Below are 22,309 nucleotides of genomic sequence, written 5' to 3'. Positions count from 1 at the left end.
GCCCGGGTGGCGGTCGTTCTGCGCGCGGTCCGGTTCCCGGGCCCGGGTCCGGAGGTGGACCTCCGGCTGGCCGGGGGGATCGTCGAGGCGGTGGTCCCGGCCGGCTCGGCGGACCTGCGCCGGCGCGGTGACGAGGAGATCGGTGCGCCGGGTGCCCGCGTGCTGCCCGGCCTGGTCGACTCGCACGTCCACTGGACCCAGTGGGCCCAGGCCAGGAACCGGGTCGACGTCGGCGGCGCGCGGAGCCCGGAGCGCGCGGCCGCGCTGCTGGCCGGGGCCGCGGCCGGGCGCACCGGGCTGGTCACCGGGCAGGGGTTCCGGGCGGGGCTCTGGTCGCGCCGGCCGCACAAGGACGTGCTGGAGCGGGCACTGCCCGGGGTGGCGGTGGCACTGGTCAGCGACGACCTGCACGCGGCGTGGCTGAGCCCGGCGGCGCTGGCCGTGCTGGGCCGGGACCACCCCACCGGGCTGTTCGTGGAGGAGCAGGCCCGGATCGTGGTCGCCGAGCTGACCGCAGCGGTCGGCGACGACGAGTCGGATCGGGCCGCCCTGGACGCCGCGTCCGCTGCCGCCGCGTCCGGGCTGACCGGTATCGGCGACTTCGAGTTCGCCGACGCGCTCGCCGCATGGTCGCGGCGCGCGGCGGGCGGACGCCTGCCGCTGCGGGTGCGGGCCGCGGTCTGGGAACCGTGGCTGGACCGGACGGTCGCGGCCGGCCTGCGGACCGGCGACGTCGTCGAGGGCACCGCGGGCCTGCTGGAGGTCGGCCCGTTCAAGGTCCTCGCCGACGGCTCGCTGAACACCCGCACCGCCGCCTGCCACCACCCCTACCCGGACGCCGCCGACGGACACGGCGTGGTGACGATGTCCACCGAGGAGCTGGTCGCGCTGCTGGTCCGGGTGCGCGGGCACGGCCTGGAACCGGCCGTGCACGCGATCGGCGACCGGGCGAACGCGATGGTCCTGGACGCGTTCGACCGCTCGCCGGGCCCGGGCCGGATCGAGCACGCCCAACTGGTGCGGGTGCAGGACGTGGCCCGCTTCGTCCGGCCGGGACTGGTCGCCTCGGTCCAGCCGCAGCACGCCACGGCCGACCGGGACGTCGCCGAGCGGCACTGGCCGACGGTGACGGCGCGGGCGTTCCCGTTCGCCGACCTGGCCGCGGCCGGCGCCCGGCTGGAGTTCGGCTCGGACGCGCCGGTCTCGCCGCCCGACCCGTGGGCCGCGCTCGCCGACGCGATCACCCGCACCGACGACGACCGGCCGCCCTGGCACCCGGAGCAGGCGCTGGACCGGCGCACCGCACTGCGCGCGGCGTCCGCCGGCCGGGCGGCGGTGCGGGCGGGGGACCCGGCCGACCTGACCGTGGTCGGGACCGACCCGCTCGCCGTCGACCCCTCCGAGCTGCGCGAGACGCCGGTGCTGCTCACCCTGTGCGGCGGGGAGCCCACCCACCGCACCCTCTGATCAGCCGCCGAGGATCCGGTCCAGCTCGTCGAGCACGGCCAGGCCCTGGCCGTAGTGCGACACGTAGTAGTTCGGCAGCGGGTGCAGGTCGCCCGCGCGGACCGCGGGCAGTGCCCGGAACGCGGGCGAGTCCAGCATCGTCGCGGTGGTGGGGTCCACCCCGCCGCGGGTGTCGGCCAGGTGCAGGAGGATCTCGCAGTCGGCGAGCACCGCGAGCTCCTCGTAGGACACCCGAGCCGACGCCCCCGGCCTCCCCTCGGCGAACGCGGGCAGCCGGGCCCCGATCGCGGTGAGCACCACGCCGGCCCAGGACTGCGGCAGGTCGACCAGTGCGACGCCCTGCGGCCCGCCGCGGACCAGGCCGATCCGGATCCCGGCCAGCCGGTCGCGGTGCCGGTCACCGACCTCGCGGGCACGCTGCTCGTAGCGGGTGCGCAGTGCCTCGGCCTCGCCCCGGCGCCCGACGGCGTCGGCGGCCTTCACCGCGCGCTCCTGCCAGGTGCCCGGCGAGGAGCCGGCCGGGAACAGCAGGGTCGGGGCCACCGCACCGAGCCGCCCGGGCAGGTCCGCGGGCAGGTTCGGCACCAGCGTGCCGAGGATGAGGTCCGGCCGCTGGGCGAGGATCGCCTCGTACGACGGCTGCTGCGGGGTGCCGATCTTCGGGATCGCGTCGTAGGCGGCCTGCAGGCTCGGCAGCACCCCGCCGACGGTCGCCTGCGCGGTGGCGACCACCGTGAACCCGACGTCGAGCAGGGCGTAGGTGGTGTAGAAGTCGGTCGCCGCGACCCGGCGCGGGTCGACCGGGATCTCGACCGGCCCGAACGCGCCCTCGACGGTGCGGGTGGGCCCGGCCGGCGCGTCCCCGGTGCCGGTCCCGCCGGCGCAGCCGGACAGCGCCAGCACCGCCGCCGCCCCGGCGCCCAGTCCGAGCAGGTCACGGCGGCTGATCGATCCGGTCACGACCTCGGGAGTGATCCAGTACGGCATCGCTGGAGTAAAGCCAGGCTAACCTGTGTCCGCAACCGGGGCGGCCGCCCGGCGGGGCCGCCGACGAGTTCCGGGGCCCGGGACCGCCATCACCGCGACCATCACCGCGACGCCGCACGAACGCGGTCCCGCCCCGGAGGAGCACACCATGTCGAAGATCATCTCCGACCGGGTCGAGCGGCTGCGGTCGCCGACCGCGCAGGGAGCCGGGGACGGGTGGTGGGCCCCGGACGCGGCCCGCGACCGGGTGCTCGGCCCACCGGACGCGCCCCGGGAACCCCCGGCCGAGCCGTTCCGGCTCGGCCTCGGGGTTCACCCCGGTCCGCGGGGTCCGGCAGCTGATCGTCGCCGACCGGTGAGCGCACGGTCCCACCCGGGGAGGGACGGGTCAGTCCCAGTCGAGCGAGCCGCCGGTGCGGTACTCGGTCACCCGGGTCTCGAAGAAGTTCTTCTCCTTGCGCAGGTCCATCGCCTCGCTCATCCACGGGAACGGGTTGTCCGTCTCCCCGAACAGCGGTGCGATGCCGATCTGCTCGGCGCGGCGGTCGGTGATGAACCGGAGGTACTGCTCGCAGGACCCGGCGGTCAGCCCGAGCATCCCGCGCGGCATCGTGTCCCGGGCGTAGGCGACCTCCAGCTCGCACGCCTGGTGCAGCATCCCGCGGATCTCGGCGACGAACTCCGCGGTCCACAGGTGCGGGTTCTCGATCTTGATCTGGTTGATGCAGTCGATGCCGAAGTTCAGGTGGATCGACTCGTCGCGCAGGATGTACTGGTACTGCTCGGCGATCCCGACCATCTTGTTGCGGCGTCCGAGAGCGAGGATCTGCGCGAACCCGGTGTAGAACCACATTCCCTCGAAGACCACGTAGAACGCGATCAGGTCGCGCAGGAACGCCCGGTCCGCCTCCGGCGTGCCGGTACGGAAGTCCGGGTCGGACAGCGCCTGGGTGTAGCGCAGTGCCCACGCGTCCTTCTCGGTGATCGACGGAACCGTCCGGTACTTGTTGAACAGCTCGCCCTCGTCGAGGCCCAGCGACTCGCAGACGTACTGGAAGGTGTGCGTGTGCACGGCCTCCTCGAACGACTGCCGCAGCAGGTACTGCCGGCATTCCGGGTTGGTGAGGTGCCGGTAGACGGCGAGCACGATGTTGTTCGCGACCAGCGACTCCGCGGTGGCGAAGAAGCCCAGGTTGCGGGTGAGCATCAGGCGCTCGTCGTCGGTGAGCCCGCCGGGGGTGCGCCACAGGGCGATGTCGGCCTGCATGGCGACCTCGGTGGGCATCCAGTGGTTCGCGCAGCCGGCCAGGTACTTCTCCCACGCCCAGTGGTACTTCAGCGGCAGCAGCTGGTTGACGTCGGCCCGGGCGTTGATCATGCGCTTGTGGTCGGCGTCGACCGGGGCCGCGCCGCGCTCGATCTCGCCGAGACCGGAGGTGTCGGCTCCGGTGCCGGCCGCGGTCGGTGCGGCCCGGTTCTCGCTGGTCGTCACTGGCAGGCCTCGCAGTCCGGGTCGTCGATCGAGCAGGCGTTCGCGGGGTTCAGGTCGAGTTCCGTGCCCTCGGCGGCGCCGCCGTCCACCGGCGACGCGTCGGCCGCCCCGGCGTTCACTCCGGTCAGCCGGCCGTCGGTGCCGGTGAGGGTGGACTTCTCCACCGACGTCGCCGCGCGGGTGCGCAGGTAGTAGGTGGTCTTGAGCCCGGAGCGCCAGGCGAGGCGGTAGAGCTCGTCGAGCGCCCGGCCGCTGGGGGCGGCGAGGTAGAGGTTCAGCGACTGCGCCTGGTCCAGCCACTTCTGCCGGCGCGACGCGGCGGCCACGAGCCAGCGCGGCTCGATCTCGAACGCGGTCGCGTAGAGCTCCTTCAGGTCGGCGGGGACCCGGTCGATCTCGGCCAGCGACCCGTCGAAGTACTTGAGGTCGGCGACCATCACCTCGTCCCACAGCCCGCGGTCCTTGAGGTCGCGGACCAGGTGCGGGTTGATCACCGTGAAGTCGCCGGACATGTTGGACTTCACGTAGAGGTTGAGGTGGATCGGCTCGATCGACTGCCCGACCCCGCAGATGTTCGAGATCGTCGCGGTGGGCGCGATCGCGAGGACGTTGGAGTTGCGCATCCCCTGGGCGACGACCTTCTCCCGCAGCCCGTCCCAGTCCAGCGTGGACGACCGGTCGACGTGGAGCTCGCCGTCGCCCCGGGCCGCGGCCAGTAGCTCGAGCGAGTCCAGCGGCAGGATCCCGCGGCTCCACAGCGACCCGTCGAAGCTGGGGTAGCGGCCGCGCTCGACCGCCAGGTCCGACGACGCGGTGATCGCGTGGAACGACAGCGCCTCCGCGCTGCGGTCGGCGAACCGCACCGCCGCGTCGGAGCCGGGCGCGATGCGCTGGGTGAACAGCGCGTCGGAGAAGCCCATGAGGCCCAGGCCGACCGGTCGGTGCCGCAGGTTGGACCGGCGGGCCTCGGGGATCGTGTAGAAGTTGATGTCCACGACGTTGTCGAGCATCCGCACCGCGGTGGTCACCGTGCGGCGCAGCTTGTCGGTGTCGAGCGCGATGCCGTCGCCCACCGGCCCCACGTGCGCGGCGAGGTTCACCGAGCCCAGGTTGCAGACCGCGACCTCGCCCTCGTCGCCGGCACGGGTGTTGAGGGTGATCTCGGTGCACAGGTTCGACGAGTGCACCACGCCCGCGTGCTGCTGCGGGCTGCGCAGGTTGCACGGGTCCTTGAACGTGATCCACGGGTGCCCGGTCTCGAACAGCATGGTCAGCATCCGCCGCCACAGCTCGACCGCACGCACCGTGCGGTGCACCCGCACCTCACCGCGCGCGGCGGCCGCCTCGTAGGCGCGGTAGCGCTCGGCGAACGCGGTGCCGTAGAGGTCGTGCAGGTCGGGGACCTCGTCCGGGGAGAACAGGGTCCACTCGCCGTCGGCCTGCACGCGGCGCAGGAACTCGTCGGGCACCCAGTTCGCGGTGTTCATGTCGTGCGTACGGCGGCGGTCGTCGCCGGTGTTCTTGCGCAGGTCGAGGAACTCCTCGATGTCGACGTGCCACGTCTCCAGGTAGGCGCACGCGGCGCCCTTGCGCTTGCCGCCCTGGTTCACCGCGACGGCGGTGTCCCCGGCGATCTTGAGGAACGGCACCACGCCCTGGGAGACGCCGTTGGTGCCCCGGATGTGCGCGCCGAGCCCCCGGACCGGGGTCCAGTCGTTGCCCAGCCCGCCGGAGTACTTCGCCAGCAGCGCGTTGTTGCGATACCCGCCGAAGATCGACTCCAGGTCGTCGTCGACGGTGGTGAGGAAGCACGACGACAGCTGCGGGCGGGTGGTGCCGGAGTTGAACAGGGTCGGGGTCGAGGCCATGAAGTCGAAGCTCGACAGCAGCTCGTAGAACTCGACCGCCCGCGCCTCGCGGTCGACCTCGCGGACCGCCAGCCCCATCGCGACCCGCAGGAAGAACGCCTGCGGCAGCTCGAAGCGCACGCCGCGCTCGTGGAGGAAGTAGCGGTCGTAGAGGGTCTGCAGGCCGAGGAAGCCGATCTGCAGGTCGCGCTCGGGACGGATCGCTGCGGTGACCCGCTCCAGGTCGAAGGTCGCCAGCTCCGGGTCGACCAGGCCGACCGCGATCGCGTGCCGCAGGTAGTCGCGGAAGTAGGAGGCGTAGGCCGCGCCCATCCCCGCGTGGTCCGGGGTGGACGGTGTGCCGGCCAGGTGCGACACGGCCTCGGCGCGCAGCCGGTCCAGCAGCAGCCGCGAGGCCACCAGGGAGTACGCGGGCTCGCGCTCGACCAGGGTGCGGGCGGCCAGGACGAGGGCCTGGGCGAGCTCGTCGGCGGTGATGCCGTCGTAGACGGTGCGGTCCAGCTCGGCGAGCACCGGCTCCGGGGTCACGTCCTCGACACCGGCGCAGGCCTCGTCGAGCACCGCGGCGACGCGGGCGCGGTCCAGCGGGGCCCGGCTGCCGTCGGGGTGGGTGACGTGCACGACCGGGGCGTCCGCGGCGGCGGTGTCCCCGCCGTCGTGCGCGCGGGCCCGGGCCTGCTGCTCGCGGTAGAGCACGTAGGAGCGGGCGACCCGGTGGTGCCCGCCGCGCATGAGGGCGAGCTCGACCTGGTCCTGGATCTGCTCGACGTGCACCGCGTGCGCGGGGTGGCGGGCCAGCGCCGCGACGACCTGGTCGGTCAGCCCGGCGACCAGGTGGTGCAGCCGCGACGACGACGCGCCGGCGTCCCCCTCGACGGCGAGGAATGCCTTGGTCATCGCCACCGAGATCGTGGTGGCGTCGAAACCGGTCTCCGACCCGTCGCGCCGGATGACGCGCGGGGCCGGGGGTGCTGATGCCGGTGCAGCGGTGGAAGTCGTCACGGGCTCTCTCCTCGCGAGTCGCCGTCGTCCCCGGGGGCGGAGCGGTGCGAGGAGGCGGTGGGACCGCACGGCAGCGCAGGCCCACCACACCCTGGCGCCGTCCCACGAGGCCCCGGAGCAGCGCGCACCGGTCGGCACGCGCACCGGTGGCAGGTCTTCGGACTCACGGGCGCACTGCTCGGACCTATTGGCCGTCGCTTCCCGGGAGGAGCTCCCAGTGCTGTTGACGGCGGTCGTTCCCGCTCACCGCTGCGGGGCAGTCCCGGATTCCCACCGGGTTCCCTCTTGCCTCACCGGCCCGTGCGGACCGGTGAACCACCAGCGCCCCGGACACTACATCTGGGGTCCGGACACGATCGACCCCCCTATCGGTTCCGGTTTCGCGGACCGTTGAGTCACGCACGGTGAACGTCGCCGGTCACGGGCCCGGCGGTCCCTTCCGTTCGACGGGCCCGCCCGGTTACCGTCGGACGCGCTGTTGCCACCGATGTGCAGGAGAGTGCGATGACCACCGGAACGGACCTCGACGCCGAGCACTGGCTGCGCCGGTGGGACGCCCAGCAGGAGCGCTACATCCCCGACCGCGAGGAGCTGTTCGCCCTGGCGCTCGACGTCGTCGACCGGCTCGCGGGTACGCCTGCGCGGCTGCTCGACCTCGCCTGCGGGCCCGGGTCGTTCGCGTCCCGCGCGGCGGCGCGCTGGACCGGTGCCGAGGTGGTCGGCGTCGACGTCGACCCGGTCATGCTGGAGCTGGCCCGGCGGACCACCGGTGAGCGCGTGCGCTGGGTCGACGCCGACCTCTCGCGTCCCGGGTGGACCGACGCCGTCGGCGGCGGGCCGTTCGACGCGGCCGTCTCGGCCACCGCGCTGCACTGGCTGCCCGAGCCCGCGCTGCCCGAGCTCGCGCAGCGCCTCGCGTCCGTGCTGCGCCCCGGCGGTGTGTTCGTGAACGTCGACACCGTGCTCGCCGACCCCGGCCGGCCGCGCCTGGCCGAGCTGACCCGGGCCCTGCGGGTCGAGCGCACCGACCGCGGGCTGGCCACCGGCGAGGACTTCCGGACCTGGTGGGACGCGCTGGCCGACGAGCCCGCCCTGGCCGACGGGTTCGCCGAGCGGGAGCGCCGCTTCGCCGACCGGGTCACCGGCGGGTCGTCGCTGCCGGCCTGGGAGCGGGCGCTGTCCGGCGCCGGGTTCGCCGAGGTCGGGACGCTCACCCAGACCTTCGACCGGCGCACCCTGGTCGCGATCCGCTGATCACCCGAGCCGGGCGCGCGCGAAGTTCGCCCAGGCGAACGTGTTCGGCCGGGCCGCCTCCAGTCCGGTGAGCCCGGCCGCCACGCCGACGTTCCAGTCCCGCACGCCCCACACCAGGGCGCCCGAGTCGGCGCGCAGCAGACCCAGGATCCGGGCGAACGCGTCGGTGCGGGCGGCGTCGTCGGTGGTGGCGACGGCGGCGTAGTAGAGGCGGTCGATCTCGGGGTTGCGGTAGCCGGTGAAGTCGTAGGTCGGGGTGCTGGTGAGCATCCGGCGTCCGATGTAGTCCGGGATCGGCAGCGAGCCGGTGCTGTTCTGGGAGAACACGCCCTGCTGCCGGATGGCGCGGAAGTACCCCGACGACGGCAGCGGCCGCGCCGTGACCCGCAGCCCGACCTCGCCGAGCCGGCGCGCCACCAGCGCGGTGGCGGCGTCGAAGGTCGGGTCGGCGCCGCTGGTCTGCAGCTCGACCGCCGCCCCCTGCGCCCCGGCCTCGGTGACGAGCGCGCGGGCCCGCGCGACGTCCCGCGCCACCGGGCCCACCCCCGCCGGGTGGTAGCGCAGCCCCTGGCCGAACATGTCGTCGCCGACCCGGCCGCGCCCGAGCAGCGCGACCCGCACGAGCTCCTCGCGGTCGATGCCCAGCCGCACCGCCTCGCGCAGCCGCGGGTCGGAGAACGGCGCCCGGTCCACCCGCATCACCAGGAACTGGCTCGCCGAGGCCGGTGCGGACAGCGCCGCGGCGCGCTGCTCGCCGTCGAGCCGGGCGGCGCCGGTGGGGGTGAGGTCGTGGGCGTAGTGCACCTGGCCGGACAGCAGGGCGCCGATCCGGGCGGCCTCGTCGTCGACGGGCAGGAACTCCAGCTCGCGCACGCCGGGCGCGCCGTCCCAGTGGTCCTCGGACGCGGTGTAGACGGTGGACCCGCCCGGGGTGAACGACGCGAGCCGGAACGGCCCCGTCCCGTTCGGACGGTCGAACGACGTCGTCCCGGCCTTGACGATCTCGGTTCCCGGCGCGCCCCAGGCCAGCGGGAACAGCGTGTTCGGCCGGGTCAGCACCAGCTCGACCTCGGTCGGCGACACCGCCCGCGAGGCGGCCGCGTCGAGGTCGCGGAACAGGGTCGCGGCGATCGCGGTGGTCGCCGGGTCGGTGATGCGGGCCAGGGTGGCGAGCACGTCGTCGGCGGTGAGCGGGGAGCCGTCGTGGAAGCGGGCCGCGCGCAGCCGGATCCGCCACCGCCGCCCGGTCGCGTCGCTCTCCCAGGACTCGGCCAGCCGCGGCTCGGGGGTCATGTCCTGCGACCACCCGGTGAGGGTGTCGAAGCACGCCTTGGCCCGGGCCTGGTCGACGTAGAGCGGCAGGACGTGCGGGTCCAGCGACTCGCGCGAGCCGCCGGTCGCGAAGGCGACCCGCAGCCGCTGGTCGCCCGCCCCGCCGCCGGAGCAGCCGGTGAGGGCGAGCGCGGCGACGCCCAGTGCGCCGGTCAGCACCCGGCGCCGGGACAGCTCGGGCGGGGTCATCCGGCGGCCCGCCCGGTGTCCGAGGCCCGCGGGCCGGGGGCGAACACGTGCCCGTCGAGGACGGCCGGGCGTGGCGCCGTGCCCGGGCCGCCCGCGCGGACCCAGTCGGCGACGGCGTCGGTCGTCGCCGCGTCCAGGACCGCACGCAGCCACACGGGCCGCGCCCCCGCCCGTCGCGCGGCCGGGGTGGGTCCGACCACGACGACGTCGGAGTCGGCACACGGGCCGAGGCACTCGCTGGTCCGCAGCCGCGCGTGGCCCTCGGTGCCCCGGGTGAGCCGGTCGAGCAGCCTGTCGTGGTGGGGCCGGTCCAGGCCCGGGTGCTTGCGACCGGAGCCGCAGCAGCACCCCCGGCAGACGGTGACGGCGGACAGCGCGGACATGATCCGACCGTACGTGACGTATGACGAGTTGTTCAGACGTGAGTGACGACCGTCAAGTGGCACCGCGGCCGGCCGGGACCGGCCGCGCTGCCACGGCCACCCGGCCGTCGACGAGCGTCACGACCCGGTCCGCCGACGCGACGGTGACCGGGTCGTGGCTGATCAGCAGCACCGCGGTGCGGTCCTCGCGGCAGGAGCGCCGCAGCTCGGCGAGCAGCAGCGCGCGGTGCCCGCCGTCCAGCGCCGAGGTGGCCTCGTCGGCCACCAGCACCGCGGGCCCGGCGAGCAGGGCCCGTGCCACCGACGCCCGCTGGAGCTGACCTCCGGACAGCCCGCCCGGGCGGCGCGCGGCCGTCGCGGCGGGGACGCCGAGCCGCTCCAGGAGCGCGACGGCGGCGGCCCGGGCGTCGGCCGGGGACCGCCCGCGCAGCAGCACGGCCGGCCGGGCGACCTGGTCGAGGACCGGGCGGTGGTCGAGGAACGCGGACCGGCAGTCCTGGTGGACGTACTGCACGGCGCGCCGGTCGCCCGCCGGGTCCCGGCCGTCGACCCGGACGCTCCCCGAGCAGGGGGTCAGCCCGGCCAGGGCCCGGCCGAGCGTCGTCTTGCCCGCCCCCGACGGCCCGGTCAGCGCGACGAACCCGCCCCGTCCGACGGCGAGGTCCACCCCGGACAGCAGCTGTGCCCCGCCCGCGGCCCGGACCCCCAGGCCCGTCACCTCGAGCAGCGCCCCGCCGGCCGCCGGTCGTGGCGGGGGCGCGGGCGGGACGGGCGCACCGAGCAGCGCGGCGGCCGGGCCGGTGCGCACGACCCGGCCCGCGGCCAGCTCCAGCACCGTCACCGGGACGGCGGTGGCGAGCACGCGGACGGCGTCGAGGTCGTGGGTGAGCAGCACGAGCGCCGTGGAGCCCGCGGCCAGCGCGGCGAGCCGGTCCAGCACCGCGTCGGTGGTGACCGGGTCCAGCCCGGTGGTCGGCTCGTCGAGCACGACGACGTCCGGCCCGGTCACCAGCGTCTGGGCCAGCGCGACCCGCTGCTGCTGCCCGCCGGAGAGCCGGTGCGGGTGGCGGCGGAGCAGGTGCGGCTCGGCGCCGAGCCCGGCCCGCTCGCACGCCTCGGTGACCGCCCGGGCGCGGGCCGCCCGGTGCCGTCGCCCGCGGCCGTGCACGGTGGCGGCGAGCTCGTCGAGGACCGGCCCGACCCGGCGCACCGGGTCCAGGACCACGCCCGGGTGCTGCGGCAGGTGCCCGACCCGCCCGGCGCGGCGCGCCCGCAGCTCCCGCGGGGCGACGCCGAGCAGCTCGGCAGGCCCGATCCGGACGGACCCGTCGAGCGCCACCCCGGTGGCGGCCTCGCCGAGCACCGCCAGCCCGAGCGTCGACTTCCCCGCCCCGGACGGCCCGACGACGGCCAGCACCGCACCCGGGGCGAGGTCGAGGTCCACGCCGTCGAGGAGCACCGTCCCGTCGGCGGTGCGCGCGGTCAGCCCGCGGACCGACAGTGCGCTCACACGACCGCCCCCGTCCGGTCCGCGAGCCGGTCGACCAGCAGGTTCGTCCCCGCGGCGAGCGCGACGAGCAGCCCCGCCGGCACCAGCAGCGCGTACGGGGCGAGGAACAGCGACGACGAGTTCTGCTCGATCACCACCGCCCAGTCGACGGTGTCCGGTGGCAGCCCGACCCCGAGGAAGCTCGCGCTGGTCAGCACGGTCAGCACGAGCACGCCGCGGGTCCCGGCGTCGACGAGCACCGGCCCGGCGACGAATCGCCCGGTCTCGGCGAGGTGGATCCGCCACCAGGGTTCGCCGTTCTGGGTCATCGTCTCCAGCGCCACCCGCCGCGCCGGGGTCCCGGCGGCCCCGCGGACCACCCGGACGACCGCGGGCAGCTGCAGCAGCGCGGTGGCGACCAGCAGCCAGCCGACCCCGCGCCGTCCGGTGCCGGCCAGGACCAGCAGCACCAGCAGCGACGGCAGGACCAGCAGCACGTCCAGCGTCCGCTGGGTGAGCAGCACCGCCCACCGGCGCCCGGACGCGGCGAGCACCAGCCCCAACGGGACCCCGGCCGCGTAGGCCAGCACCAGCGTGCCGACGACGAGCGCGACGACGGTCGTACCACCGGTGAGCGCGAGCTCCAGCACGTCGCGGCCCAGCGCGTCGGTGCCCAGCGGGTGCCCCGGCCCGGGCGGCAGCAGCGCGCCGGAGCCGTCCGGGGCCGGGAGCAGCGGCGCGAGGGCGGGCCCGGCGACGGCGCACAGCAGCGGCACCCCGGCGAGCAGCGCGGCGACCGCGGTCGTCACCGGCACCCGGCTCACGGCCCGTCCTCCCGCACCGGGCTCAGCCGCGCGGTCGCCGCGTCGGCCACCAGGTTGACCGTGATGGTGACGACGGCGGCGAGCAGCGCGTAGCCCTGGATCAGCGGGATGTCGCGGTTCTGCACCGCGTCGACCACCCCGGCCCCGACCCCGGGCAACGCGAACAGCGCCTCGACGACGACGACCCCGCCGAGCGTGCCCTCGACGATCCGGGCGAGCTGCTGCACCGACGGCGCGAGCCCACCGGGCAGCACGTGGCGCAGCAGCACGTCGCGCTCGGGCAGGCCGAGCCGGCGCAGGTGCGTCACGTGCGGGGCCCGGTCGGTCTGCAGCACGCCCTGGCGGATCTGGCGCGACAGCCACCCCAGCTGCGCCGCGACCAGGACGACGACCGGCAGCACCAGCACCGCCGGGCTGAGCAGGGAGCCGCCGCCCGCGGTCGCGGGCAGCCAGCCGAGCTGCAGCGAGAACAGCCCGACCAGCAGCAGCCCGGTCGCGAACTGCGGGGCGGCCTGCAGTGCCGCCACCGTCGCCGTCGAGACCCGGTCCACGGCGCTGCCCGGCCTGCGTCCCGCCGCGGTGCCGACGGCGACGGCCGGCGGGACCGTGACCGCGAGCCCCAGCGCGGCGAGCAGCACGGTGGTCCCGAGCCGGTCCGCCACCTCGTCGACGACGGCCCGCCCGGTCACCAGCGAGGTACCCAGGTCGCCGGTGACGAGCCCGCCGAGCCAGTCGCCGAGCCGCTCGGCGGCCGGGAGGCCGGTCCCCAGCTCGGTGCGCAGCCGTTCCACCTGCTCGTCGGTCGCGTCGGGCCCCAGGACGACGTCGGCCGCGTCGCCGGGCAGCAGCGTCGTCAGCGCGAAGATCGCCACGACGGCGGCGAGCAGCTGGGCGGCCGCGATCGCCACCTGCCCGGCCGGGGAACGTCGGCGGCGGGCGACGGCGGCGGGCAGGGCAGCGTCGGTGCTCATCCGGCGGCGGCCTTGTCGAAGCGGCCCCACAGGTGGCTGTTGGGCTTGGCGGCCTCGATCCCGGTGACCCCCGCGGCGAGACCGACGTTCCAGTTCGACAGCGCCCACACCAGCGCCCCCGACGCGTCGCGCAGCAGCTCCTGGATCCGGGTGAGGTTCGACCCGCGGGCGCGCTCGTCGGGGTTCGCGACGGCCTCGGCGTAGAGCCGGTCGATCTCGGTGCTGCGGTACCCGGTGTAGTTCGAGTTGCCGGCGGTCGAGAGCCGTCGGCGCCCGATGAAGTCGGGGATCGGCAGCGCCCCGGTACGGGTGAACGACGCGACCCCGGACTCGCGGACGGTGCTGAAGTAGGTCGGGGCGTCGAGCACCCGCGGGGTCGGGGCCAGGCCGATCTCGCGCAGCTGCTCGGCGACGAGTGTGGCCGCGGGCTGGAAGTTCGGGTCGCTGCCCGAGGTCTGCAGCTCGAACGCCAGCCCCTCGGCCCCGGCCTCGCGCAGCAGCGCCCTGGCGCGACCGACGTCGCGCGGGGCCGCCGTCGCGCCGGCCGGGTAGTACTCCAGGTCCGGGCCGCCGAACAGGTCGGCCCCGACCTGCCCCGTGTCGAGCAGGACCACCCGGACCAGCGCCGCGCGGTCGATGCCGAGCCGCACGGCCTCCCGCACCCGCGGGTCGGCGAACGGCGGCCGGTCGACACGCAGGTTGAGGAACTGGGTGGTCGACTGCGGCGCGGTGAGCAGGGTGGCCCGCCCGCCCTGGGCCTCCACCTGGCGGGCGCTCGCCGGACGCAGGTCGTGGGCGTAGGCGACCTGGCCGGACAGCAGCGCCCCGAGCCGGGCCTGCTCCTCGTCGATGGGGGTGAGCTCCAGCTCCGGGGCCGGCGGGGCGCCGTCCCAGTAGGCGTCGTTGCGGGCGTAGACGGTGGTGCCGCCCGGGGTGAAGGAGACGAAACGGAACGGCCCGGTCCCGACCGGTGGTTCGAACCCGGTGGTGCCAGCCGGGACGATCTCGCTGCCGGGCGCGCCCAGCCACAGCGGGAAGGTGAAGTCCGGCGCGGTGAGCACGACCTCGACCTCGCGTTGTCCAGCGGCCCGGCTCGCGGTGAGGTCGACCCCGGCGAACAGCGCCGCGGCCGACGCGGTCGTGGCGGGGTCGGCGATGCGCCGGAAGGTGAACAGGACGTCGTCACCGGTCAGCGGGCGGCCGTCGTGCCAGCGGGTGTCACGCAGCCGGATCCGCCAGCGGGTGCCGGTGGCGTCCGGCTCGACGGACTCGGCCAGCCGCGGCTCGGCGGTCATGTCCTGCGACCAGCCGGTGAGCGTGTCGAAGGTGGCCTTGGCCCGTACCTGGTCGACGAACTGCGGGACGACGTGCGAGCGACTCGCGCGAGCCACCGCCGGGGAAGGCGGCGCGCAGCCGTTCGGAACCCCCGCCGCTGCCACCGCCGCAGGCGGCGAGGGCGGGGACTGCGGCGAGCGCGGCGGCGGCGCCCAGGAAGGTGCGTCGGGTCAGCTCCACGGGTGCTCCTCAGGCGGGGGTGGCGGTGGTGGTCGTGGCGGCGCGCGGTTCGAGCCTGCCGGTGCGCTGCATCCAGCCGATGACGGCGGCGCCGGCGAGCCCGATCGCGAGCAGGACGGCGAACGGGATCCAGCGGCCGGCGCCGTCGGGATGGCGGTCGAGCAGGTTCCCGACGGCGGTGTTGCTCACCGCCACGACGGCGGCGGAGACGAGGTAGTACCAGCCGTAGTAGGTGCCGGCGAGCTGCTCGCTGCCGACGCGGGGCAGCAGGGCGAGCGAGAACGGGTTGGTCATCGCCATGCCGACGGTGAACACCACCGTGCCCGTGAGGACCGGCGCGACGGCGAGCAGACCGGCCGCCGTCCACGCGCCGGCGGGGGCGGTCGGCACGAACGGCGCCGCGACGCCCAGCGGGACGAACCCGGCTCCCATCAGCACGAGCCCGACGGCCATCGTGCGCCCGTCGGTCCAGCGGGCACGGCACCACGCGGTGATGCGGACCTGGCCCAGGATGCCGACGAGGGTCGACACGACGAACACCGCGCCGACCGCACCGGCGACGCCGGACACGCGCTGCGCCTCGACCGGGAGGACCAGGTAGAGCTGGTTGAACAGGGCGAAGTAGCCGGCCCCGCCGAGCGCGAACAGCAGGAACCGGCCGTTGCCGACGACCTCGCCCCAGCTGCCGAGCAGCCCGCGGTCCTGCGGCGGCGCCGGGCGGGCGGGCAGCACGAACAGCTGCGCGACGGTCAGCACCGTGAACACCGCGCACGCCACGGCGGCGACGAGGCGGAAGTCCACCGCGAGCAGCACGGCACCGAGCAGCGGCCCGAGCAGGGCCCCGGCGTGGCCGAACACGTTGAACACGGAGAAGACCTCGGCGCGGCGGTCGCCGGCCTCGGCCATGAGGTAGGCGCGCACCGCGGGGTTGAACAGCGCCCCGGCCAGCCCGGTCAGCACCGCGGCGGCGACCAGCCCGGGCAGGGAGTCGGCGACGACGAACAGCCCGAACGCCACGATCCGCAGCGCGCACCCGACGATGATCACCGGACGGCAGCCGATCCGGTCCGCCGCCGAGCCGCCGACCAGGAACATCCCCTGCTGGGACAGGTTGCGCAGGGCGAGGACGAGCCCGATCGTCGCCGCCGCGTAGCCCAGGCTCGCCATGTGGGTGGCCAGGAACGGCAGCACCAGGTAGAAGCCCAGGTTGATGCCGAACTGGTTCACCACGAGCATCCGGCTCGGCGCGGTCAGCTCGCCGAAGGCGCGCAGCACGACGTACCCCCCTTCGGTTGATCACCTGAACGGGATCACATACGTCCCCCCGGTACAAGTGCCACCGATGCGCACCTGCCGATCGGATGCAGCTCGTTCAGCCCAGGCGGGCGCGGTGGAACCGGGCCCAGGTCCCGGTGTCCGGGCGGGCCGGCCCGACGCCCGACAGGTCCGCGGTGACGCCGACGTGCTCGTCCCCGACCGACCAGGCGGTCGCGTCCTCGCGCAGCAGGAGCTGGGCGCGGCGCAGGGCGTCGGTCCGGCGGGCCTCGTCCGGGGCCCGGGCGGCGACGGCGAGCAGCGCCCGCACGTCGGGGCGGCCCCCCGCGGCGTCCCCGCCCCCGTCGGGCCCGCCGGTCACCGGACCGGCCGCGCCCTCGTCCGCGGTGTCGTCACCGGGGCCCCGGGGCGCCGCGGCCGCGGCCTGCAGGTAGAGCGGGATCGGCTGCGCCGCGGCACGGCGGAACCGGATGCCCGGGGTCGGCTCGACGTCCGGCGGCTCCGGCTCGCGCGGCTCGCACCGCAGCCCGACCGCCGCCAGCTGCTCCACGACCAGATCGGCGGTCGGCCGCGACATCGGGTCGAACGGGTCGAAGAACAGCGGCACCCGCGCCCCGTCCGCCCCCGCCGCGACGACCAGCTCCCGGGCCCGCGCGACGTCGCGCACCACCGGCGCGACCCCGTCCGGGTGGTCGGCCAGCCCGGCCCCGAACAGGTCGTCGCCGGGCTGTGCGAGGTCCAGGAGGATCTCGTGCACCAGCTCCACCCGGTCGATCCCGAGCCGCACCGCCTCGCGCAGCCGCGGGTCGGCGAGCGGGCCGGGCCCGGTGTCGAGGAACCGGGTCACCGAGCCCGGTGCGGACAGCACGGTCGTCCCGGTCCGCCCGAGCAGCCGCCGGGCGCTGTGCGGGAACAGGTCGTGCGCCCAGTGCACGTAGCCGTCCACCAGGGACTGGTAGCGGTTCTCCTCGTCGTCGTCGACCAGGAACTCCACCGCGGGCGCGGGCGGGCGGCCGGCCCAGTGGCCGTCGTGCCGGTAGAGGGCGTCCGGCGAGCCGGGCAGGAAGCGGAACGCGCCGGTGCCGACGGGCACGTCCCCCCGCCCGCCGCGCACGATGCCGGTCCCCGGCGCGGCCAGGGCCAGGGCGAACAGGAAGTCGGGTCGGCCCAGCACGAGCTCCACCTCGGTCGCCGACACCGCGCGGCTGGCGGTCAGGTCCAGGTGCGCGAGCAGCGGCGCGGCCGTCGCCCCGGTCGCGGGGTCGAGCACCCGGCGCAGCGACGCGAGCACGTCGGCCGGGCCCAGCGGTCGCCCGTCGTGGGCGACGGCGTCGCGCAGCCGGATCCGCCAGCGCGTCCCCGTCCGGTCGGGTGCCGCGGAGGCCGCCAGGTGCGGGCGCGGGGTCATGTCCTGGTCCCACACCAGCAGCGTGTCGGCGACGGCGGCCGCCCGCGCCCGGTCCACCGGCCGCCACACCCGGTGCGGGTCGGGTGCCCCCAGCAGGCCGGTCCCGGCGAACGAGGTGACCAGCCGCGGCGACGCCGCGTCGGCCGGCGCGCCGCACGCCGCCAGGGCCGGGATCCCCGCGAGCGCCGCGGACGCACCGGCGGCCCGAAGGAACGAACGACGGCTCAGCTGCACGGCTCCAGGGTGCCGGGTCGGGCGACGGCCAGGGTCGCCGGGATGGATCTCCTCGCGATCTCCGGCAGCCCGTCCGACCCGTCGAGGACCGCGCTGCTGCTGGAGGTGGCGGTGGCCGGGGCGGCCGCGCACGACGGAGTGTCGGCGGAGCTGCTCGCCCTGCGCGACCACGACGTCGTCTTCTCCGACGGCCGCGACCCCGCCGACCACACCGGCGACACCCGCGCGGTGATCGACCGGGTCGTCGCGGCGGACGCGCTCGTCGTCGGCACCCCGATGTACCGCGGCAGCTACACCGGCCGGCTGAAGAACCTGTTCGACGTGCTCCCCGACGACGCACTGGCGGGCAAGCCGGTCGGGCTCGTCGCGACCGGGGCACCGACCACCACTTCCTCGCGGTCGAGCACGAGCTCAAGCCGCTCGTCGGGTTCTTCCGGGCCTGGGCGGTGCCCGGCGCGGTGCATGCGAACAACACCCACTTCACCGGCGGCGACCTCACCGACGACGGCGTCCGCGAGCGGCTGCACGACCTGGCCGACGCCGTCGTCGCGTTCGCGCGGGCGGTGCCCCGTGGTGCCGCGGGACCGGCCGCCCCGGACATCCCGCGCCGCTCCCTGCGCGAGGGGTGACCGCTCAGGACAGGGCGTGGCCGAGCTCCCCGGCCCCGGCGCGGAGCTCGTCGGCGTCGCGGGCGACGAGCACGTGGTCGAGGACCCGGGCGTAGTCGCGCATCGCGCACGACGCCTGGTCCCAGTACCGCTCGGGCTCCGGGGTGATCCACCCGACCCGGTGGGCCCGGCGGGCGAGGGCCTCCAGCTCCGCGGTGCCCGGGGGCAGGCCGTTGGACCGGCCGTCGCCGACGACCAGCACCGCGGTGCGCCGGTCCACGGCGTCGCGGTGCCGCTCGTTCAGCTCGTGCAGGACGCGGCCGTAGTCGCTGCTCGCGTCCAGGTCGATGCCGGGCGCGGCCAGGACCGCGGCGAGCGCGTGGTCGTCGTGGGCCCGCAGCAGCAGGTCGGTGACCTCGACGGGGGAGTCGGTGAAGGCGACCACCCGGCAGCGGAACGCCTGCCGGTGCAGCGTCCGGGCCAGCCGCAGCACGAACGCGGTGACCGACCGCACCGACAGCGACACGTCGACGACGACCAGCAGCCGGACCCGGTCCGGGACCCGCGCCCGGTGGTACAGGTGGAACGGGACGCCGTCGCTGCGCAGCGAGCCCCGCATCGTGTGCCGGACGTCGAGCGGCCCGCGGGCGTGCTCGCGCGGCACCCGTCGCGGGGCGCCGCGCATCCGGTGCAGCAGCTCGTGGCAGGCCTGCGCCATGTCCGCGGAACCCGAGGTGTCGGGGCCGGTGCCGTCGTGGTCGGTGCCGTCGTGGTCACGACGGCGTGACCCACCGGCCTCGACCCGGTCGGCGAGCCGGGTGACGAACTCGGTGATCGCCTCGACCAGACGGTCCAACCGGCCCGTGGAGAGCTCCTCACCCGCGGGCCCGTCGGCGTAGACCGAGTGCGGGTCGTACCCGGCGAGCCAGGCCAGGACGGTCTCGGGGTCGTCGAAGGAGATCGACCCGGAGACCGGTGCGCTCGCCCCGGAGGTCAGCTCCCTGCCGACGGCGGCGCCGGCCCGTTCCAGGTCGAGGGTGTAGGTCGTGCCGCGCCGGCCCCGGTCGTCGCCGGAGGACACCGAGAGCTCCCTGTCCGCCCCGCCGAGTGAGACGTCGTCGTCGTCGCGATGGGGGTTGAACCCCTTCGCGGTCTCCTCGGCGTCGAGCAGGTCGCCCGCCTCGGCCGCGGACGGGTCGTGGTCGGCGAAGCGCCCGAGGGCGTCGTCCTCGTCGGCCAGCTCCAGCTCGTCCGGCAGGCCCTGCGAGCCCGGCCCGCGCAGGCCGGGGCCGCCGCCCCGGCCTGCCCGTTCGTCGTCGGGGAGCAGCCCGAAGAACGCGTCGAAGGCGATCTCGAACCCGGGGCGCTCGTGGACGTACTTGACGGTGACCGCGCGCAGCGACGCGCGCAGCCGGTCGGTGTCGGCGCCACCGACCATCGCCAGGACCCGGTGCACCTCGACCGACTCCGCGGGGGAGACCTCGAGCCGCTGCGCGCGCAGGACCCGGCAGAACGCCGCGGACAGCACCGGCAGCAGCCGTCCGGCGACGCCCCCGGGGCCGGGGCCGGTCATCGGAGGCCGCGGCGGGCCCGGTCGCGCGCACCCGCCGACCCGCCGGTGGACGCCGCGCGGCCCTTCCCGAACGCCCCGGAGGTGGTGTCGGCCGGGCGGCTCGACCGGCGCACCCACCCGGAGTCCTCGGCGACCTCCACCGCGGCGCCGCCGTCGCCGTCGAGCCGGGCGATCGCCAGCTCCCGGTCCGAGCCGTACTTGAGCAGGGCGGCGAGCAGCGTGGAGCGGACCTTCTCGGACTCCCCGGCCGACTCCAGCCCCAGCACGGCGGCGGCTCGCGAGGCGTCGATGACCTCGGATATGGACGGGGACTTGCGCAGGGGGAGCTCCCGCAGCCGCCGGGCGAGCTCGACGACGTCGGCGACGACGTCGGTGGCCACGGCGGGCGCACGCCGGGACACGATCTCGGTCTCGCGCTCGGGCGTCGGGAAGGCGACCTGGTAGTGCAGACACCGGCGTTTGAGCGCGGGGGACAGCTCACGGGTGTCGTTGGAGGTCAGCACCACCCACGGCGTCGAGCGGGCGGTGAAGGTGCCGATCTCGGGCACGGTGACCTGACCCTCGGCCAGCACCTCGAGCAGCAGCGCCTCCATCGACTCCTCGGTCCGGTCGACCTCGTCGACGAGCAGCACGACCGGCTCCGGCGACAGCAGCGCCTCGAGCAGCGGGCGGGGGAGCAGGAAGTCCTCGGTGTAGAGCCCGGTGTCCTCGGCCCGCAGCCGGGCCGAGGCCTGGGCCATGGTGGTGGTGCCCGACAGGAGCTCGCCGATGCGGTCGCGCAGCATCTGGACGTGCATCAGCTGCTTGCCGTAGTCCCACTCGTAGAGGGCGCGCCCGTCGTCGAGGCCCTCGTAGCACTGCAGCCGGACCAGCCGCCGCCCGCCGGCCGCGGCCAGCGACTTCGCCAGCTCGGTCTTGCCGACGCCGGCCGGGCCCTCCAGCAGCAGCGGGCGTTCCAGCGCGGTCGCCAGGTGCACCACGACGGCGAACTCGGGGTCGATGACGTAGTCCTCGCCGGCCAGTGCCTCGGCGAGCGTCTCGGGACTGTCGAACACGGGGCTCCTCGTGGCACAGGGGACGCCGCGCCCGGGGGATCGGCCCCGGGCGCGGCGATGGAAGGGATGCGTGTCCTAGTAGGACTTGTTGAACGCGTGATCCACCAGCGGCACCAGGGACTCGACGGTGCACTCGCGGGGGTTACCCGGGGTGCAGTAGTCGCCCATCATGTGTTCGGCGATCGCGTGGACGGTCTTGTCGTCGGTCGGGATCGAGTCACCGCGGCCCTCGTACTTGCCCGTGTTCATCCGGTTCTTGTCGTAGCTGTCGGAGCGCAGCGAACCGAAGTTGTCCGGGATCCCGACGTCCTTGGACAGCCGGATGGCCTCCTCGACCGCGGCGTCGGCGGCCTGCACGGTGGTCATGTTCCGGGTGTCGACGCCCAGCGCGGTCGCGATCCTGGCGTAGCGCTCGTACCGCGACGGGAGGTTGTACTCCCACACCCGCGGCAGGGCGATGGCGTTGTTGAGGCCGTGGTGGCTGTCGAAGAACGCCGACACCGCGTGCGAGGTGGAGTGCACCAGTCCCAGGCCGCCGGAGTTGAACGCCTGGGCCGCGATGTACTGCGCGTGCATCATCTTCGACCGCGCCTCGAGGTTGCGCGGCTCGTAGGTCGCCTCGCGCAGGTAACGCGCGGTGAGCTCGATCGAGTACAGCGCGTTGCCCAGCGACGGCTCGAAGTCCAGTCGCGACACGAACGGCTCGGACCCGTGCGCGAGCACGTCGAAGCCGCAGTAGGCGGTGAAGTGCTGCGGGCAGCTGTAGTAGAGCAGCGGGTCGTCGAGCGCCAGTGTGGTGACGACGGCGTCGTCGAACCCGACCCACTTCTTCGGGTTGTCCATGTCGGAGGTGTTGGTGATGACGTACGCCCAGGACGTCTCCGAGCCCGTGCCCGCGGTCGTGGAGACCGCGATGTGCGGCGGGTTCTCCGTGTTCGTGGACTTGGAGAAGCCCTCGAACTCGTTGATGTTGCGGCCGTCGTGCGCGATGACGACGCGGGCGCCCTTGGCGGCGTCGTGCGCGGAGCCGCCGCCGATCGAGATGATGCCGTCACACTTCTCGCTCGTGTAGAGCGCGGCGGCGTCCATGCAGTTGTAGTCCTTGGGGTTGGACTCGACCTGGTCGAAGACGACCACGTCGACGCCCTGGTACTCGACCTTCCCCTTCAGCTCCTCGATGATCCCGGAGCCGCGCAGCCCGGTGGTCACGAACAGCACCCGGGTCATGCCGAGGTTCTTCGCCTCGACCCCCAGGATGTCGTGCGCTCCCACCCCGAGCAGGGCCCGGGGGAACGGGTGGAACTCCTTGATCGGGAAGTCCCAGATCTGGTTGAGCTCGATGGCCATTGGCTCTCCTCGACGGCGTCGTCGGCTGGCGGACGA

The 22,309-nt window shown here is 75.2% G+C and carries 17 protein-coding genes, 1 pseudogene and 1 riboswitch; of the genes and pseudogenes, 4 read left to right on the top strand and 14 right to left on the bottom strand.

All coding sequences use genetic code 11. The features are described 5' to 3' along the window. Positions 1-6 precede the first annotated feature (6 nt). Positions 7-1,467: an amidohydrolase gene (locus tag WHI96_RS13965; RefSeq protein ID WP_345653712.1), complete on the top strand. Its 1,461-nt coding sequence runs from the start codon at positions 7-9 to the stop codon at positions 1,465-1,467. Here WHI96_RS13965 and WHI96_RS13960 read toward each other — a convergent pair whose 3' ends face one another. The 3 genes from WHI96_RS13960 to WHI96_RS13950 form a co-directional block, all read right to left on the bottom strand. Then, positions 1,468-2,454, bottom strand: a complete 987-nt coding sequence (locus WHI96_RS13960; RefSeq protein ID WP_345653715.1) for an ABC transporter substrate-binding protein — start codon at positions 2,452-2,454, stop codon at positions 1,468-1,470. Positions 2,455-2,842: 388 nt separating this feature from the next. Next, the gene (locus WHI96_RS13955) at positions 2,843-3,946 is read right to left on the bottom strand and encodes a ribonucleotide-diphosphate reductase subunit beta (protein WP_345653717.1); all 1,104 of its coding nucleotides are present in this window, start codon (positions 3,944-3,946) and stop codon (positions 2,843-2,845) included. After that, entirely contained in the window at positions 3,943-6,816 is a 2,874-nt protein-coding gene (locus WHI96_RS13950) for a ribonucleoside-diphosphate reductase subunit alpha (protein WP_345653720.1), read from the bottom strand. Before WHI96_RS13950 ends, WHI96_RS13955 begins: the two co-directional genes overlap by 4 nt. A gap of 131 nt (positions 6,817-6,947) precedes the next feature. Next, positions 6,948-7,151, bottom strand: a riboswitch (cobalamin riboswitch). 169 nt (positions 7,152-7,320) lie between these two features. Here WHI96_RS13950 and WHI96_RS13945 point away from each other — a divergent pair. Further along, entirely contained in the window at positions 7,321-8,070 is a 750-nt protein-coding gene (locus WHI96_RS13945; RefSeq protein ID WP_345653723.1) for a class I SAM-dependent methyltransferase, read from the top strand. Here the strand turns inward: WHI96_RS13945 and WHI96_RS13940 are convergent, their stop codons facing one another. From WHI96_RS13940 to WHI96_RS13905, 8 genes are all read right to left on the bottom strand, one after another. Next, positions 8,071-9,591: an ABC transporter substrate-binding protein gene (locus WHI96_RS13940; protein WP_345653726.1), complete on the bottom strand. Its 1,521-nt coding sequence runs from the start codon at positions 9,589-9,591 to the stop codon at positions 8,071-8,073. It abuts the gene before it with no gap. Next, positions 9,588-9,974, bottom strand: coding sequence for a hypothetical protein (locus tag WHI96_RS13935; protein ID WP_345653729.1), 387 nt, complete (start codon positions 9,972-9,974; stop codon positions 9,588-9,590). Before WHI96_RS13935 ends, WHI96_RS13940 begins: the two co-directional genes overlap by 4 nt. A 52-nt stretch (positions 9,975-10,026) precedes the next feature. Beyond that, positions 10,027-11,484, bottom strand: coding sequence for an ABC transporter ATP-binding protein (locus WHI96_RS13930; RefSeq protein ID WP_345653732.1), 1,458 nt, complete (start codon positions 11,482-11,484; stop codon positions 10,027-10,029). Then, a complete protein-coding gene (locus WHI96_RS13925; protein ID WP_345653735.1) occupies positions 11,481-12,287 on the bottom strand; it encodes an ABC transporter permease subunit in 807 nt (268 codons plus the stop codon). Before WHI96_RS13925 ends, WHI96_RS13930 begins: the two co-directional genes overlap by 4 nt. Further along, positions 12,284-13,258, bottom strand: coding sequence for an ABC transporter permease (locus WHI96_RS13920; protein WP_345653738.1), 975 nt, complete (start codon positions 13,256-13,258; stop codon positions 12,284-12,286). Before WHI96_RS13920 ends, WHI96_RS13925 begins: the two co-directional genes overlap by 4 nt. Next, entirely contained in the window at positions 13,255-14,649 is a 1,395-nt protein-coding gene (locus tag WHI96_RS13915; protein WP_345653741.1) for an ABC transporter substrate-binding protein, read from the bottom strand. The genes WHI96_RS13920 and WHI96_RS13915 overlap by 4 nt, the downstream gene beginning before the upstream one ends. Before the next feature lie 133 nt (positions 14,650-14,782). After that, on the bottom strand, positions 14,783-16,048 hold the full coding sequence (locus WHI96_RS13910; RefSeq protein ID WP_345653744.1) for an MFS transporter: 1,266 nt from the start codon (positions 16,046-16,048) through the stop codon (positions 14,783-14,785). Positions 16,049-16,145: 97 nt separating this feature from the next. Then, a complete protein-coding gene (locus WHI96_RS13905; protein ID WP_345653746.1) occupies positions 16,146-17,690 on the bottom strand; it encodes an ABC transporter substrate-binding protein in 1,545 nt (514 codons plus the stop codon). A gap of 42 nt (positions 17,691-17,732) precedes the next feature. Between WHI96_RS13905 and WHI96_RS27860 the strand changes: the two are divergent. Beyond that, a pseudogene (locus WHI96_RS27860) lies at positions 17,733-18,011 on the top strand (NADPH-dependent FMN reductase); the annotation flags it as partial. 137 nt (positions 18,012-18,148) lie between these two features. Continuing rightward, the gene (locus WHI96_RS13895) at positions 18,149-18,319 is read left to right on the top strand and encodes a hypothetical protein (protein ID WP_345653751.1); all 171 of its coding nucleotides are present in this window, start codon (positions 18,149-18,151) and stop codon (positions 18,317-18,319) included. A 4-nt stretch (positions 18,320-18,323) separates the two neighbouring features. Here the strand turns inward: WHI96_RS13895 and madC are convergent, their stop codons facing one another. The 3 genes from madC to mdo form a co-directional block, all read right to left on the bottom strand. After that, positions 18,324-19,871 carry a MadC family VWA domain-containing protein gene (gene madC, locus WHI96_RS13890; RefSeq protein WP_345653754.1) on the bottom strand — a complete coding sequence of 516 codons (1,548 nt, stop codon included), beginning with the start codon at positions 19,869-19,871 and terminating at the stop codon, positions 18,324-18,326. After that, complete coding sequence (locus WHI96_RS13885; protein WP_345653757.1) at positions 19,868-20,926, bottom strand: MadB family AAA-type ATPase; 1,059 nt, start codon at positions 20,924-20,926, stop codon at positions 19,868-19,870. The genes madC and WHI96_RS13885 overlap by 4 nt, the downstream gene beginning before the upstream one ends. A gap of 75 nt (positions 20,927-21,001) precedes the next feature. Beyond that, on the bottom strand, positions 21,002-22,273 hold the full coding sequence (mdo, locus tag WHI96_RS13880; protein ID WP_425571725.1) for an NDMA-dependent methanol dehydrogenase: 1,272 nt from the start codon (positions 22,271-22,273) through the stop codon (positions 21,002-21,004). Positions 22,274-22,309 lie beyond the last annotated feature (36 nt).

Source organism: Pseudonocardia tropica, from assembly GCF_040105315.1.
Taxonomy (GTDB): Bacteria; Actinomycetota; Actinomycetes; order Mycobacteriales; family Pseudonocardiaceae; genus Pseudonocardia; species Pseudonocardia alni.
Note: the sequence above shows the minus strand (reverse complement) of the source record. Positions and strands in the feature narration are given on the sequence as shown.

Bases quoted from the DNA above. Each gene is read 5' to 3' on its own strand.
- WHI96_RS13920 (WP_345653738.1), bottom strand. From the start codon at position 13,258: ATGAGCACCGACGCTGCCCTGCCCGCCGCCGTCGCCCGCCGCCGACGT.
- madC (WP_345653754.1), bottom strand. From the start codon at position 19,871: ATGACCGGCCCCGGCCCCGGGGGCGTCGCCGGACGGCTGCTGCCGGTG.
- WHI96_RS13940 (WP_345653726.1), bottom strand. From the start codon at position 9,591: ATGACCCCGCCCGAGCTGTCCCGGCGCCGGGTGCTGACCGGCGCACTG.
- WHI96_RS13960 (WP_345653715.1), bottom strand. From the start codon at position 2,454: ATGCCGTACTGGATCACTCCCGAGGTCGTGACCGGATCGATCAGCCGC.
- WHI96_RS13935 (WP_345653729.1), bottom strand. From the start codon at position 9,974: ATGTCCGCGCTGTCCGCCGTCACCGTCTGCCGGGGGTGCTGCTGCGGC.
- WHI96_RS13945 (WP_345653723.1), top strand. From the start codon at position 7,321: ATGACCACCGGAACGGACCTCGACGCCGAGCACTGGCTGCGCCGGTGG.
- mdo (WP_425571725.1), bottom strand. From the start codon at position 22,273: ATGGCCATCGAGCTCAACCAGATCTGGGACTTCCCGATCAAGGAGTTC.